General features: G+C 68.3%; 14 protein-coding genes. 9 read left to right on the top strand and 5 right to left on the bottom strand.

Going from position 1 to position 15,022, the window contains the following annotated elements; genetic code table 11:
• Positions 1–195: 195 nt before the first annotated feature.
• From D3P35_RS04840 to D3P35_RS04825, 4 genes are read right to left on the bottom strand one after another with little or no spacing between them, the layout of a single operon-like run.
• Entirely contained in the window at positions 196–1,245 is a 1,050-nt protein-coding gene (locus D3P35_RS04840) for a MaoC family dehydratase (RefSeq protein WP_118133325.1), read from the bottom strand.
• Positions 1,246–1,273: 28 nt separating this feature from the next.
• Positions 1,274–1,477 carry a DUF1737 domain-containing protein gene (locus D3P35_RS04835; protein ID WP_118133324.1) on the bottom strand — a complete coding sequence of 68 codons (204 nt, stop codon included), beginning with the start codon at positions 1,475–1,477 and terminating at the stop codon, positions 1,274–1,276.
• 4 nt (positions 1,478–1,481) lie between these two features.
• Complete coding sequence (locus D3P35_RS04830) at positions 1,482–2,036, bottom strand: NnrU family protein (protein ID WP_118133323.1); 555 nt, start codon at positions 2,034–2,036, stop codon at positions 1,482–1,484.
• 40 nt (positions 2,037–2,076) lie between these two features.
• Positions 2,077–2,958 (bottom strand): CoA ester lyase, encoded by an 882-nt coding sequence (locus D3P35_RS04825; RefSeq protein WP_118133322.1) that lies wholly within the window; start codon positions 2,956–2,958, stop codon positions 2,077–2,079.
• Positions 2,959–3,295: 337 nt separating this feature from the next.
• Between D3P35_RS04825 and D3P35_RS04820 the strand changes: the two genes are divergently transcribed.
• Positions 3,296–3,616: a hypothetical protein gene (locus tag D3P35_RS04820; RefSeq protein ID WP_118133321.1), complete on the top strand. Its 321-nt coding sequence runs from the start codon at positions 3,296–3,298 to the stop codon at positions 3,614–3,616.
• 48 nt (positions 3,617–3,664) lie between these two features.
• Here D3P35_RS04820 and D3P35_RS04815 read toward each other — a convergent pair whose 3' ends face one another.
• Positions 3,665–4,417 carry a sulfite exporter TauE/SafE family protein gene (locus D3P35_RS04815; RefSeq protein ID WP_118133320.1) on the bottom strand — a complete coding sequence of 251 codons (753 nt, stop codon included), beginning with the start codon at positions 4,415–4,417 and terminating at the stop codon, positions 3,665–3,667.
• 142 nt (positions 4,418–4,559) lie between these two features.
• Here D3P35_RS04815 and mdh point away from each other — a divergent pair, with 142 nt between their 5' ends.
• The 8 genes from mdh (at position 4,560) to lpdA (ending at position 14,991) form a co-directional block, all read left to right on the top strand.
• Positions 4,560–5,522 carry a malate dehydrogenase gene (mdh, locus tag D3P35_RS04810; RefSeq protein ID WP_118133319.1) on the top strand — a complete coding sequence of 321 codons (963 nt, stop codon included), beginning with the start codon at positions 4,560–4,562 and terminating at the stop codon, positions 5,520–5,522.
• Positions 5,523–5,836: 314 nt separating this feature from the next.
• On the top strand, positions 5,837–7,030 hold the full coding sequence (gene sucC / locus D3P35_RS04805) for an ADP-forming succinate--CoA ligase subunit beta (protein WP_118133318.1): 1,194 nt from the start codon (positions 5,837–5,839) through the stop codon (positions 7,028–7,030).
• Positions 7,031–7,034: 4 nt separating this feature from the next.
• Entirely contained in the window at positions 7,035–7,517 is a 483-nt protein-coding gene (locus D3P35_RS04800; RefSeq protein WP_118133317.1) for a hypothetical protein, read from the top strand.
• Positions 7,518–7,602: 85 nt separating this feature from the next.
• Positions 7,603–8,484, top strand: a complete 882-nt coding sequence (gene sucD, locus D3P35_RS04795) for a succinate--CoA ligase subunit alpha (protein WP_118133316.1) — start codon at positions 7,603–7,605, stop codon at positions 8,482–8,484.
• 145 nt (positions 8,485–8,629) lie between these two features.
• Entirely contained in the window at positions 8,630–11,578 is a 2,949-nt protein-coding gene (locus tag D3P35_RS04790) for a 2-oxoglutarate dehydrogenase E1 component (protein ID WP_118133315.1), read from the top strand.
• A gap of 10 nt (positions 11,579–11,588) precedes the next feature.
• The gene (odhB, locus tag D3P35_RS04785; protein WP_118133314.1) at positions 11,589–13,088 is read left to right on the top strand and encodes a 2-oxoglutarate dehydrogenase complex dihydrolipoyllysine-residue succinyltransferase; all 1,500 of its coding nucleotides are present in this window, start codon (positions 11,589–11,591) and stop codon (positions 13,086–13,088) included.
• A gap of 58 nt (positions 13,089–13,146) precedes the next feature.
• Positions 13,147–13,542 carry an MAPEG family protein gene (locus D3P35_RS04780; protein ID WP_232830384.1) on the top strand — a complete coding sequence of 132 codons (396 nt, stop codon included), beginning with the start codon at positions 13,147–13,149 and terminating at the stop codon, positions 13,540–13,542.
• A 66-nt stretch (positions 13,543–13,608) separates the two neighbouring features.
• On the top strand, positions 13,609–14,991 hold the full coding sequence (gene lpdA / locus D3P35_RS04775; RefSeq protein WP_118133313.1) for a dihydrolipoyl dehydrogenase: 1,383 nt from the start codon (positions 13,609–13,611) through the stop codon (positions 14,989–14,991).
• The last annotated feature ends 31 nt before the right edge of the window (positions 14,992–15,022 follow it).

The following is a 15,022-nucleotide window of genomic DNA, read 5'->3' as shown; positions in this document are numbered from 1 at the left end:
GGTGTGACCGCGGGCCGGAACGACCCGAAGCCCGGATGATGCGCCGCAAGCTAGGCCATTCGGCGGGGCGCTTACAAAGGGAAAATCGCCGATCCCCGGGATTTTCGCTTTTTGTGTCCGATTTGTGATCACGCAAATATCAAGCGTGATCACAGCAAGAAATTGCGCGCCGGGATTGTGATCACAAACCCCGACTCAACCGCGCCGCGGCATCAGCGCCCAGATATCGAGGTCGAGCAGCACCTCCGGCAGGTAGCGCCCGTCGGCCCCGCGCAGGGGAAATCCGGCGCTCTCGCCGCTGGTGGCGACCAGCCGCAGCCGCAGCGCGCCCACGCCGGGCGCCGGGGTTTCGGCCTTGTCGAGCACCTCCGACCAGGCCCGCACCGTGGTGCCGGCAAAGCAGGGGTTCGCGTGGCTGCCGGCGTTGATCGCGGCGATGATCTGGGCATTGCCGAGCCCGTTGTAGCTCAGCGCGCGGGCGAGGGATATCACGTGACCGCCATAGATCAGCCGGCGGCCGTCCTCGCGGAAGGTGGCGTCGAAATGCACCCTGGCGGTGTTCTGCCACAGGCGCGTGGCCATCATGTGCTCGGCTTCCTCCACCGTCACGCCGTCGACATGGTCGATGCGCTCGCCGATCTCGTAATCCTCCCAGGCATGCGGCGCGCCGGCGAGGGCGAAATCGTAGCCGGTGAAGTCGAGCCCCGGGGGCAGCACGAGATCCTCCGCCGCCACCGCGCCTGCAAGCTCGGGCACCACGGTCTCGGGGGCCGGCGCCTCCGGGTCACGCTTTCGCACCATCACCCAGCGCACGTAGCTCATCACCGGCGCGCCGTGCTGGTTTGTGCCGGTGGAGCGCACCCAGACCACGCCGGAGCGGCCGTTGGAATTCTGCTTCAGCCCGATCACCTCGGAGGCGGTGGTGAGCGTGTCGCCCGGCCAGACCGGGGCGAGGAAGCGGCCCTCGGCATAGCCGAGGTTCGCCACCGCGTTCAGCGAGACATCGGGCACCGACTTGCCGAACACCACGTGGAAGGCGGCGAGATCCTCCAGCGGGCTGGCGGGCAGGCCGCAGGCCCGGGCGAACTCGTCCGACGAGTAGAGCGCGAAGCGGCCGGGGTAGAGCGCGGTGTAGAGCGCGCGCTCCCCCGCCCCCACCGTGCGCGGCACGGCATGGGCGAGGTGCTGGCCCACCCGGTAATCCTCGAAGAAATGCCCGGCGCTGGTCTTGTCTCGTGTCGCCAAACCCGTGGTCCTCCCCCTGCCGGCCGGATCAGAGCCGGCCGAGTTTCACCTCCGGGGAGTACTCCCCGTCGACCTCCTTGGTGACAGCCTGCCCGCAGCGCATCACGCCGCGGCCGGCGTCATAGGCATAGCTCGGCGCGCCGTGCAGCACCCAGCCCTTCGAGAGCGCCTCCGTGACCTTGTGGCAGAAGGCGGAGGTGTCGTCCTCGGTGAGAAAACGGTAGGCGATCATGATGTTATCCCGGAAAGGGCTTCACGCCGAACACGCCCCAGTGGACGGCGACGATCAGCACGAAGGCGATGATGGTGATGAGGGCGAGGCGCATGTCGCCCTTGGCGGGGCCCGGCTCGGGCCGCACCCAGGCAGGCGAGGTGGCGTTGATGACCAGCATCTCCGCCACCGCCCAGGCCGCGAGCCCGCCGAAGAGCACGACGGAGGCCAGATCGCCGTTGACCAGAAGGTGGGCCACGCCCCAGGTGGCCACGGCCATCAGCATCGGGTGGCGGAACCAGCTCCGCGCCCGGCCCTTCGAATGTCCCATGCCGAGCAGCGCGATGGCGATGAGCATCAGCAGGTTGTTGAGATGCCAGGCCCACATCGGCGGAAACCAGACGTTCACGAAATCCGCGCCACGATAGCCCAGCACCATCAGCACCAGCGAAAGGAGCAGCGCCACCGCGACCACGCCCTTGCCCGTCTTGTCCCCCATCGAGGCCCTGAGCCCCGGTGCCAGCCGTTTGAGGAGATGCGCGCCCCACCACAGGATGAGGCCGATGATCAGCAGTGTCATCTGGGTACGTCCTTCGTGTTTCCCTGCCGCACCCTAGGCCTCAGGCCGCGCCCGCTTCAAGCTCCCGGATGGCCGCAGCCTGGGCGAGCAGGCGGCGGGCGTTCTCCACGTGCAGGTTCTCCACGATGCGCCCGTCGACCACGGCCACCCCCGCGCCCTCGGCCATCGCGGCCTCGAAGGCGCTCACATAGGCCTCGGCCTGGGCGAGGTCCTCCGCCGTGGGGGCGAAGACCTCGTTGGCAATGGGCAGCTGGGCGGGGTGGATCAGCGTCTTGCCGTCGAAGCCCATCTCCAGCCCCTGCAGGCAGGAGGCGCGCAGGCCCTCCTCGTCGCGGAAGGCGTTGTAGACCCCGTCGATGATCGCGAGCCCATGCGCCCGCGCCGCCAGCAGGCAGAGGCCGAGCGAGGTCATCACCGGCAGGCGGTCGGGCGTGTGGCGGGCCTGCAGGTCCTTCACCAGGTCGTTGGTGCCCATCACGAAACAGGCCAGCCGGGGCGAGGCGGCGGCGATGGCGGCGGCGTTGAGCATGCCCAGCGGCGTCTCCATCATCGCCCAGATGCGGGTGTGCGCGGGCGCGGCGGCCATCTTCGCCTCGAGCCCGGTGATGTCCTCCGGGCGGGAGACCTTGGGCAGCAGGATGGCGTCGGGCCCGGCGGCGCAGGCGGCCTCGAGATCGGCCGCGCCCCACTCGGTGTCGAGCCCGTTGATGCGGATCACCAGCTCGCGGCCGCCGTAGCCGCCCTCTCGCACCGCGGCGCAGACCAGGTCGCGCGCGGCGGGCTTCTCCTCCGGCGTCACCGCGTCCTCGAGGTCGAGGATCAGGGAATCGGCGGCGAGGCTGCGGGCCTTCTCCAGCGCCCGGGCCCTGGAGCCCGGCATGTAGAGCACGGAACGACGCGGGCGGGTCTGGTCGGCGGTCATGGCTTGTCCCTCGGTTCTGCGTGGTGCAGCGCCGCATATTGCACAGGCGAAGGAATCGTGTCGACCGATAATTTCCTCGCGGAACCTCGGGGTGGAACAATGTTTCGCGTTGCGTCGGGGTGCGGTGCAGCGCGCGCTGCCCCGGCGTTTACCCGATGTTCTTTTGTTTGCCGCCAACTGGACTCACGTTCCCGCCCGGCTGCGGGGAGGCATCGACCCCGGCAAGCGGGGCAGGTCGCGCCGGACGGACCGGATCTGTGGAGTTCAGTGGCACGCCTGCTGGCGCGCGGCAAAGCCGCGGCCCGGCCCTGCACGGCTGCCGGAAAGGTGAAGCAAAATGCGCATCGGACATGTTCTCGGCGCCCTCGGCGTCCTCCTCGCGGCCCAGGTCGCGCTCGGCCCGGCGGCATCGGCCGGCGAGCGGGCCTGCGGAAACCGCACCGCCATCATCCAGCGCTTGGCGGAGAAGTACGGCGAAACCCGGCAGAGCATGGGCCTGCAGCGCGACCAGGGCGTGATCGAGATCTTCGCGAGCCCGGAGAGCGGCACCTGGACCATCCTGGTCACCATGCCCAACGGAATGGCCTGCCTCGTGGCCGCCGGCGAGGCCTGGGACGGACAGGCCGAGCTCGCGGTCGAAACCGGCAGGCCCACCTGAGCCGCGACTTTCGGCGGGTGCGCTCCCCGGGAGTGACGGTCGGCGGGCTCAGGTGAGCCCGTCGAAGATCAGTTTTCCCCCCGTGATCACGAGGCACACGTAGACGGCGGCGAAATAGGGCTTCTCCGGCACGTGGTTGTGCGCCCAGGCCCCCAGCAGGGTGGCGAGGATGGCCACCGGCGCGAGGATGAGGTCGGCGAGAAGCGAGCGGCTGGTGATGATGTCGAGCGCGAGGAAGGGCGGCAGCTTGATGAGGTTGATCCACCAGAAGATCAGCACCGTGGTGGCCTGGTATGTGCGCTTGTCGAGCTGCTGGCCCAGCAGGTGGATGGCGGCAGGCGGCCCGCCCGCGTGGCTCACGAAGCTGGTGAAACCGCTCGCCATGCCCCAGAACCCGGCGGAGGCGAGGCGGAACGGCCGCGGCGCGGAGCTGATCAGCCCCCGTGCCCGGGCGAGCTGGAAGGCCACGAACCCCACCGCGGTGAGGCCGATCACCAGCCGGATCACGTCCGGGTTCGCCCAGTTGAACAGCAGCATGCCGAGGAGCACACCCGGCACCGCGCCCGCCATGATGGCCCGGGCGTTGCGCCAGTCCCACTTGCGCCAGTAGACGCGCAGCGAGGTCACGTCCATCACCATGAGCAGCGGAAGCATCAGCCCCACGGCCACGTGCGGCGGGAGAATCAAGGCCAGGAAGGGGGTTGCGGCGAAGCCGGCGCCGGCGCCGAACCCGCCTTTCGAGACACCTGCGAAGATCACCGCCGGGATGGTCATCGCGAAGAAAAGCCAGTCGAACTGCATAGTCATCCCCGGGGGTTGCACGGCCCGACTCATGGCCTCCGGGCGACCCCGGATCAATGGTGAACGTGTGTTGCACTTGCGAAAATCCCGATTTCGGGCTACTCCGCACCCGTTTTGACCAAACACCTGGGAGAACTCAGCCATGGCGAGAGCCAAGATCGCACTGATCGGCGCCGGACAGATCGGCGGCACGCTCGCCCACCTCGTGGGCCTCAAGGAACTCGGTGACGTAGTCCTTTTCGACATCGCCGAGGGCGTGCCGCAGGGCAAGGCGCTCGATCTCGCGGAATCGAGCCCGGTTGACGGGTTCGACGCCGCGCTGAGCGGTGCGAACGACTATTCGGCCATCGAGGGCGCGGACGTGTGCATCGTCACCGCCGGCGTGCCGCGCAAGCCGGGCATGAGCCGCGATGACCTGCTGGGCATCAACCTCAAGGTGATGAAGGCCGTCGGCGAGGGCATCAAGGAATATGCCCCGAACGCCTTCGTCATCTGCATCACCAACCCGCTGGACGCGATGGTCTGGGCTCTGCGCGAGTTCTCCGGCCTGCCGAAGGAGAAAGTTGTCGGCATGGCCGGCGTGCTCGACAGCGCCCGCTTCCGCTACTTCCTGGCCGAGGAATTCGACGTGTCCGTGAAGGACGTGTCGGCCTTCGTGCTCGGCGGCCACGGCGACACGATGGTGCCGCTCACCCGCTACTCCACCGTCGGCGGCATCCCGCTGCCCGATCTGGTGACCATGGGCTGGACCACCCAGGAAAAGCTCGACGCCATCGTGCAGCGCACCCGTGACGGCGGCGCCGAGATCGTCGGCCTGCTGAAGACCGGCTCGGCCTTCTACGCCCCCGCCGCCTCCGCCGTGCAGATGGCCGAGGCCTACCTGAAGGACCAGAAGCGCCTGCTGCCCTGCGCGGCTTACGTGGACGGCCCCTACGGCCTGAAGGGCATGTATGTCGGCGTGCCGACCGTGATCGGTGCCGGCGGCATCGAGCGCATCGTCGACATCAAGCTCAACAAGGACGAGCAGGCGATGTTCGACAAGTCGGTCAGCGCCGTCCAGGGCCTCGTGGAGGCCTGCAAGGGCATCGACTCGACGCTGGCGTGAGGCCGGAACGAGGATGGTAAGCGAAAGGGCCCGGCGCATCGCCGGGCCCTTTCTGTTTTCCGGGCAGGCCGACCGGGCCGGCCCGACGGGGCGATGAGTCGCGCCACCAAGGCCGCGGAGCCCGATTCGGCGCCGTGCCCCATCGATGTGATCACAAGAAAAAATCATGTGATCACAAAAGCCGTTTTCTTTTCCGCAACCGGCGGGAGATAGCGGTTGGGCGGTTGTCAAAGCAATGAATCTTGCTAAGGCTCCCCCTTAATCGCGGTGGCCCCCGGCGGGCCCGCAGATGCAGATGAATCGGAGCGAGTGCGATGAACATCCACGAATACCAGGCAAAGCAGCTTCTGAAGGCCTACGGGGCCCCCGTGTCGGACGGGCGTATCGTCCTGCGGGCCGAGGAGGCCAAGAGTGCGGCCGGCGAGCTTGACGGCCCCATCTGGGTCGTGAAGGCGCAGATCCACGCGGGCGGCCGCGGCAAGGGTTCCTTCAAGGAAGCCGAGGCGGGCCCCAAGGGCGGCGTGCGCATCTGCAAGTCGGTCGAGGAAGCCGCCGAGGAAGCCCAGAAGATGCTGGGCCGCACCCTCGTGACCATCCAGACCGGCGATGCCGGCAAGCAGGTCAACCGCGTCTACATCGAGGACGGCTCGGACATCGAGAAGGAGTTCTACCTCTCGCTGCTCGTCGACCGGCAGACCTCGCGCGTGTCCTTCGTGGTCTCCACCGAGGGCGGCATGGACATCGAGGAAGTGGCGGCGTCCACGCCCGAGAAGATCCTGACCTTCTCGGTCGACCCGGCCTCCGGCCTCTCCGGCTTCCACGGCCGCAAGGTGGCCTTCGAGCTCGGCCTCAAGGGCGCCGCGTTCAAGCAGTGCGTGAAGCTGGTCTCCGATCTCTACAAGCTGTTCATCGAGAAGGATCTCGAGATGCTCGAGATCAACCCGCTCATCCTGACCACCGACGGCAACGTGAAGTGCCTCGACTGCAAGATGGGCTTCGACGGCAACGCGATGTACCGCCACCAGGACATCATGAGCCTGCGCGACGAGACCGAGGAAGACCCCAAGGAACTCGCCGCCTCCAAGTTCGACCTGAACTACATCGCGCTCGATGGCGAGATCGGCTGCATGGTCAACGGCGCCGGCCTCGCGATGGCGACGATGGACATCATCAAGCTCTACGGCGCGGAGCCGGCCAACTTCCTCGACGTCGGCGGCGGCGCCACGAAGGAGAAGGTGACCGAGGCGTTCAAGATCATCACCTCCGACAGCCAGGTGAAGGGCATCCTCGTGAACATCTTCGGCGGCATCATGCGCTGCGACGTCATCGCCGAGGGCGTGATCGCCGCGGTGAAGGAAGTCGGGCTGCAGGTTCCGCTGGTCGTGCGCCTCGAGGGCACGAACGTGGAGCTGGGCAAGAAGATCATCAACGAGAGCGGCCTGGCCGTGATCGCTGCCGACAACCTCGCCGACGCCGCGCAGAAGATCGTCAAGGCGGTCAAGGGCTGATCCGATGCGCAGCCTCGCCCTCATCGCAACCTTCCTGCTCACCGGCGCCTCGGCGGCCGGCGCGGCGGATCTGAGCACGACCGAGCCGGGGCCCAGCCTCGGCGCGGCCTTCGAGACCTGCCTTGCCAATGCCGACGACCTGCAGGGCGCGGTGGACGCGTTCGAGGCCGCCGGCTGGAAACATGCCGAGCTGACCTACGAGGGCCAGCCCACGCATGAGTTCGCGCAGGGCGGCGTGGGCGGCATGGTGAGCCCCGAGGGCGGCAGCTGCCGCTTCGAGGCCAAGGCCGTGTCGCTCGACGAGGCGAAGGCGCTTGCCGGCCAGGCGGTCTCCGCGGCCGGGTTCGAGAGCACCCCCGGTGAGGGGGAATGCGCGGGCCCGGTGGTCGAGACCGGCGAGGCCAGCATCGCGGTCACCTTCGGCTCCTCGGGGCGCGAAGAGGCCTGCGGCGGGCAGGGCAGCTCGATCGGATTTACCGCCGACTGACGGCGGCTGACAGGATCCAGCGCGGGAGACCCCCGCGCGACAGTACATGCACGGCGCGGTGGCGCCACTACGAAGGGAGGCCCTCATGGCCGTACTCGTAAACGAAAACACCAAGGTGATCTGCCAGGGCTTCACCGGCTCGCAGGGCACGTTCCACTCCGAGCAGGCGATCGCCTACGGCACCAAGATGGTCGGCGGCGTGACCCCGGGCAAGGGTGGCCAGACCCACCTGAACCTGCCGGTGTTCGACACCGTGGCCGAGGCGCGCCACGTGACCGGCGCCAACGCGACCGCGATCTACGTGCCGCCCCCGTTCGCGGCCGACTCGATCCTCGAGGCCATCGACGCCGGCCTGGAGCTGATCGTGTGCATCACCGAGGGCATCCCGGTGCTGGACATGATGCGGGTGAAGCGCGCCCTGCAGGGCTCGTCCTCCATCCTCATCGGCCCGAACTGCCCGGGCGTGATCACGCCGGATGCGTGCAAGATCGGCATCATGCCGGGGCATATTCACAAGCGCGGGAGCGTGGGTGTGGTTTCGCGCTCCGGCACGCTTACGTATGAGGCCGTGGCGCAGACCACCGCCGCCGGCCTGGGCCAGTCGACCTGCATCGGCATCGGTGGCGACCCGATCAAGGGCACCGAGCACATCGATGCGCTGGAATGGCTGCTTGCCGATGATGAGACCCAGTCCATCATCATGATCGGCGAGATCGGCGGCTCCGCCGAGGAAGAGGCCGCGCAGTTCCTCGCCGACGAGGCGAAGCGGGGCCGCAAGAAGCCGGTCGCCGGGTTCATCGCCGGGCGCACCGCGCCGAAGGGCCGCCGCATGGGCCATGCCGGGGCGATCATCGCCGGCGGCAAGGGCGGTGCGGAAGACAAGATCGAGGCCATGAAGTCGGCCGGGATCGTGGTTGCCGACAGCCCGGCGGGCCTCGGCGAGGCGGTTCTGAAGGCCATTGGCTAAATGGTAACGGGTGGCGCGCCAAGGTGCGCCACCACCTCCGACGCCCCACCGGGGGCGAAGATCAACGCCCCGAGCGCGGGGCAAACCGCAAACGCCCCGCCTCGGGGCAGCACAGGGAGCGGGCCAGAGGCCGGCCCGGACCGCCATGACAGAGCAGTCGCCGAACACGCTCTTCCACTCCTCCTCGTTCCTGCAGGGGCAGAACGCCGATTTCATCGAGCAGCTCTACGCGAAATACACCGCGGACCCCTCCTCGGTGGACGAGAGCTGGCAGGAATTCTTCCGCGCCCTCGGTGACGCGCCCGCCGACGTGACGGCAGAGGCGACCGGCCCGAGCTGGCTGCGCGCCGACTGGCCGCCGGTGGCCAACGGCGAGCTCGTCTCGGCGCTGGACGGTGACTGGGGCCCGGAGACCGAGGCGAAGGTCGGCGAGAAGATCAAGGCGAAGGCCGAGGCCAAGGGCGTCTCGCTCTCCGACACGGACGTGCGCAAGGCGACCATCGATTCGATGCGCGCCCTGATGCTGATCCGCGCCTACCGCATCCGCGGCCATCTCGCGGCCGATCTCGACCCGCTGCGGCTCACCCCCGAGGAAGCGCATCCCGAGCTCGACCCCAAGACCTACGGCTTCACCGAGGCCGACATGGACCGGCCGATCTTCCTCGACAACGTGCTCGGCCTGCAGACCGCCTCGCTGCGCGAGATCACCGCGCTGGTGAAGCGCACCTATTGCGGCACCTTCGCGCTGCAGTACATGCACATCTCCAACCCCGAGGAGGCCTCCTGGCTGAAGGAGCGCATCGAGGGCTACGGCAAGGAGATCGCCTTCACCCGCGAGGGGCGCCGCGCCATCCTCAACAAGCTGGTCGAGGCCGAGGGCTACGAGAAGTTCCTCCATGTGAAATACATGGGCACCAAGCGCTTCGGCCTCGACGGCGGCGAGGCGCTGATCCCCGCGATGGAGCAGATCATCAAGCGCGGCGGCGCGCTGGGGGTGAAGGAAGTCGTGGTCGGCATGCCCCACCGCGGCCGCCTCAACGTGCTCGCCAACGTGCTGATGAAACCCTACCGCGCCATCTTCAACGAGTTCCAGGGCGGGTCGTTCAAGCCCGATGACGTGGACGGCTCGGGCGACGTGAAATACCACCTCGGCGCCTCCTCGGACCGCGAGTTCGACGGCAATTCCGTGCATCTCTCGCTCACCGCCAACCCCTCGCATCTCGAGGCGGTGAACCCGGTGGTGCTGGGCAAGGTGCGCGCCAAGCAGCAGCAGCTCAACGATGCCGAGCGCCGCGCGGTGCTCCCCATCCTGCTGCACGGCGACGCGGCCTTCGCCGGCCAGGGCGTGGTGGCGGAGTGTTTCGGCCTCTCCGGCCTGAAGGGCCACCGCACCGGCGGCACCATCCACATCGTGGTGAACAACCAGATCGGCTTCACCACCGCCCCGCACAACTCGCGCTCCTCCCCGTACCCCACGGACATCGCGCTCATGGTGGAGGCCCCGATCTTCCACGTGAACGGCGATGACCCCGAGGCGGTGGTGCATGCCGCGAAGGTGGCCACCGAGTTCCGCCAGAAGTTCGGCAAGGACGTGGTCATCGACATGTTCTGCTACCGTCGCTTCGGCCACAACGAGGGTGACGAGCCGATGTTCACCCAGCCGCTGATGTACAAGAGCATCAAGCGGCACAAGACCACGCTGCAGCTCTACACCGACCGGCTGGTGGCCGACGGGCTGATGCCCGAGGGCGAGATCGAGGACATGAAGGCCTCGTTCCAGGCCAAGCTGAACGAGGAGTTCGAGGCCGGCAAGGAGTATCGCCCCAACAAGGCGGACTGGCTGGACGGCCGCTGGTCGGGCCTCTCGCGCGAAGGTGGCGAATACCAGCGCGGCGAGACGGCCGTGGCCGAGGACACGCTGCGCGAGGTCGGCACCCGGCTGTGCACCCTGCCCGAGAAGTTCCAGCCCCACCGCACGGTGGAGCGGCTGCTCGAGGGCAAGCGCACCATGCTCGAGGAAGGCACCTCCATCGACTGGGCGACCGCCGAGGCGCTGGCCTTCGGCACCCTGCTCACCGAGGGCTACCCGGTGCGCCTCTCCGGCCAGGACGCCACCCGCGGCACCTTCAGCCAGCGGCACTCCGGCATCATCGACCAGGAGACGGAGGAGCGCTACCTGCCGCTCAACCATCTCAAGGAGGGCCAGGCGCAGTACGAGGTCGTCGACTCGATGCTCTCCGAGTACGCGGTGCTGGGCTACGAGTATGGCTACACGCTGGCCGAGCCGAACGCGCTCACGCTCTGGGAGGCCCAGTTCGGCGATTTCGCCAACGGCGCCCAGATCATGATCGACCAGTTCATCTCCTCGGGCGAGTCGAAATGGCTGCGCATGTCCGGCCTGGTGATGCTGCTGCCGCACGGCTACGAGGGCCAGGGGCCGGAGCATTCCTCCGCCCGGCTGGAGCGCTTCCTGCAGCTCTCCGCCGAGGACAACTGGATCGTGGCCAACTGCTCGACCCCGGCGAACTACTTCCACATCCTGCGCCGGCAGCTGCACCGCAGCTTCCGCAAGCCGCTGGTGCTGGTCACGCCCAAGTCGCTGCTGCGCCACAAGCTCTGCGTCTCGCCGCTGGCCGATCTCGCGACCGGCTCCTCCTTCCACCGCGTCCTCTGGGACGATGCGGAGAAGGGCCATTCCGAGCTGCAGCTGGTGCCCGACGACGAGATCAAGCGCGTGGTGATCTGCTCGGGCAAGGTCTACTACGACCTGCTCGAGGCGCGCGACGCCGCGGGCGCCGACAACATCTACCTGCTGCGGCTGGAGCAGTTCTACCCGTTCCCGGCGCTCTCGCTCACCAAGGAGCTCGCGCGCTTCAAGGAGGCCGAGGTGATCTGGTGCCAGGAAGAGCCGAAGAACCAGGGTGCCTGGACCTTCGTCGAGCCGAACATCGAATGGGTGCTGAGCCGCATCGGCGCCACGCATGCGCGCCCGCGCTATGTCGGGCGCCGGGCTTCGGCCTCGCCGGCCACCGGCCTTGCGACCAAACACAAACAGGAACAGGAAGCGCTCGTGACCGAAGCGCTGACGCTCTGAGAGGTATGTGATGAGCACTGAAGTACGGGTCCCGACCCTTGGCGAGAGCGTGACGGAGGCGACGGTTGCCACCTGGTTCAAGAAACCCGGTGATGCCGTCGCGGTCGACGAGATGCTCTGCGAGCTGGAGACCGACAAGGTGACCGTCGAGGTGCCGAGCCCCGTGGCCGGCACCCTGGGCGAGATCGTCGCGGCCGAGGGCGAGACCGTCGGTGTCGACGCGCTGCTGGCCACCGTCTCCGAGGGGGGCGAGGCTGCTGCCGCCCCGGCGAAACCCGCCGAGAAGGCCGAGCCGGAGGCCGCCGCCGAGGCGCCCGCCGGTGGCGACGCCATCGACGTGATGGTGCCCTCGCTGGGCGAGAGCGTCACCGAGGCGACCGTGGCGAGCTGGTTCAAGAAGCCCGGCGACACCGTGGCGCAGGACGAGATGCTCTGCGAGCTGGAGACCGACAAGGTGTCGGTCGAGGTGCCGAGCCCGTCGGCCGGCGTGCTCTCCGAGATCCTGGTCGAGGAAGGCGCCACGGTGCAGGCCGGCGGCAAGCTCGCCGTGCTCTCCGCCTCCGGCGCCGCGCCCGCGGCGAAGCCGGCGGCCGAGGCCCCGGCGCCCGCCGCCTCCGGCGCGAAGGACGTGGAGGATGCGCCTTCCGCCAAGAAGCTCATGGCCGAGAAGGGGCTCAGCTCCGACCAGGTGCAGGGCTCGGGCCGTGACGGCCGGGTGATGAAGGAAGACGTGATGAAGGCGGTCTCGGCCCCCTCCGCCGCGCCGGCCCCCGCCCAGGCGCCGCGCGCGCCGGTGGCTGCCTCCGACGCGAGCCGCGAGGAGCGGGTGCGCATGACGCGCCTGCGCCAGACCATCGCCCGCCGCCTGAAGGACGCGCAGAACACCGCCGCGATGCTGACCACCTACAACGAGGTGGACATGAGCGGCATCATGGCGCTGCGCAACGAGTACAAGGACCTGTTCGAGAAGAAGCACGGCACCAAGCTCGGCTTCATGTCGTTCTTCGTGAAGGCCTGCTGCCACGCGCTGGCCGAGGTTCCGGACGTGAACGCCGAGATCGACGGCCAGGACGTGGTCTACAAGAACTACTACCACATCGGTGTGGCCGTCGGCACGCCGGCTGGCCTGGTGGTTCCGGTGGTGCGTGACGCCGACCAGATGTCCTTCGCCGAGATCGAGAAGAAGATCGCCGAGCTGGGCAAGCGCGGCCGCGACGGCAAGCTGTCGATGGCCGAGATGCAGGGCGGCACCTTCACCATCTCGAACGGCGGCGTCTATGGCTCGCTGATGTCCTCGCCGATCCTGAACCCCCCGCAGTCGGGCATCCTCGGCATGCACAAGATCCAGGAGCGGCCGATGGTGATCGGCGGCAAGATCGAGATCCGCCCGATGATGTATCTGGCGCTGAGCTACGATCACCGCATCGTCGACGGCAAGGGCGCCGTGACCTTCCTCGTGCGGGTGAAGGAAGCCCTCGAGGACCCGCGCCGCCTGCTGATGGATCTCTGATCCGCCCGACCGGGCGGCGGCCGCGTGCCGCCGCCCCTCGAGAAGGGGAGGCCGGGCGTTGAGTGCTGGCACCGAAATCACCGTCCTGGCGCTCGGCGGGCTGCTGCTCGCGGTCCAGTTCGGGCTGATGGCGGTGCCGGCGAACCTCCAGCTCGGCCCCCGCGCCACAATGGGCCCGCGCGACGAGCCGCTGCAGCTCACCGGCATCGCCGGCCGCCTGCACCGCGCGCTGGGCAACATGACCGAGGCGCTGGTGCTCTACGGGGCGGCGGCGGTTTCGGTCACGCTCTCGGACGCGGGCTCCGCCTTCACCGCCACATGTGCCTGGGTATGGCTTGCCGCCCGGGTGGTCTATGTGCCTTGCTACGCCTTCGGGCTGAGCCCCTGGCGCAGCCTGTGCTTTGCCATCGGCTTCGCTGCCGCGGTGCTGATGCTCATTGCCGCTCTCGTGTGAGGCGGCGCGCGACACAATCCGGCCGGGCCCTGCCCGCCGCCAAAGCTGAACTTCGAGGAGACTTCCATGGCCAGCTATGACGTGATCATCATCGGAGGCGGCCCGGGGGGCTATGTCTGCGCGATCCGCTGCGCCCAGCTGGGGCTCAAGACCGCCTGTGTCGAGGGCCGCGAGACCCTCGGCGGCACCTGCCTCAACGTGGGCTGCATCCCCTCCAAGGCGCTGCTGCACGCCTCCGAGATGGTGCACGAGACCGCGCACAATTTCGAGACCATGGGCATCTCCACCGGCGGCGTCACCGTCGACTGGGAGAAGATGCTGGGCCACAAGAGCGCGGTGATCGAGAGCAACGTGAAGGGCGTCGAGTTCCTGTTCAAGAAGAACAAGATCGACTGGCTCAAGGGCTGGGGCAAGATCACCGCGAAGGGCGAGGTCACCGTGGGCGAGGAGAAGCACACGGCGAAGAACATCGTCATCGCCACCGGCTCCGAGGTCTCGCCGCTCAAGGGGGTCGAGGTCGACGAGGAGCGCGTGGTCTCCTCCACCGGCGCGCTGGAGCTCAAGGAGATCCCGAAGAGCATGGTGGTGATCGGCGCCGGCGTGATCGGGCTGGAGCTCGGCTCGGTCTACAAGCGCCTCGGCACCGACGTGACCGTGGTCGAGTTCCTCGACGCCATCACCCCGGGCATGGACGCCGAGGTGCAGCGCCAGTTCCGCAAGCTGCTGGAAAAGCAGGGCATCAAGTTCGTGATGGGCGCCGCGGTGCAGGGCGTGGAGAAAGGCGACAGCCTGAAAGTCACCTACAAGCTGCGCAAGGATGACAGCGAGGCCAGCATCGACACCGACGTGGTGCTGCTCGCCACCGGCCGCCGCCCGTTCACCGAAGGCCTCGGGCTCGACGGTGTCGGCGTGGAGATGACCGAGCGCGGCCAGGTGAAGGGCAGCCACGGCAAGACCAATGTCGACGGCATCTGGGTGATCGGCGACGTGACCACCGGCCCGATGCTCGCCCACAAGGCCGAGGACGAGGGCATCGCCGTGGCCGAGAGCATCGCCGGCCAGAAGGGCCACGTGAACTACGACGTCATCCCCGGCGTGATCTACACCGCGCCCGAGGTGGCCTCCGTGGGCCTCACCGAGGAGCAGCTCAAGGAGCAGGGCCGCAAGTACAAGGTCGGCAAGTTCCAGTTCATGGCCAACGGCCGCGCCAAGGCCAACCTGGTGACCGACGGTTTCGTGAAGCTGCTCGCCGATGCCGAGACCGACCGGCTGCTGGGCGCCCATATCATCGGCCCCGCGGCGGGCGAGCTCATCCACGAGATCTGCGTTGCGATGGAGTTCGGCGCCTCGGCCGAGGACGTGGCGCGCACCTGCCACGCGCATCCCACCTTCTCCGAGGCGGTGCGCGAGGCGGCGCTTGCCTGTGGTGACGGCGCCATCCATTCCTGATAGGAAATCGGGCGGCCGGGCCTCTCCGGCC

The sequence above is a fragment of the Oceanicella sp. SM1341 genome (assembly GCF_003448965.1).
Classification (GTDB): Bacteria; Pseudomonadota; Alphaproteobacteria; order Rhodobacterales; family Rhodobacteraceae; genus Paroceanicella.
The sequence above is the reverse complement of the archived record's forward strand: the minus strand, read 5'-3'. Positions and strand labels throughout refer to the sequence as shown.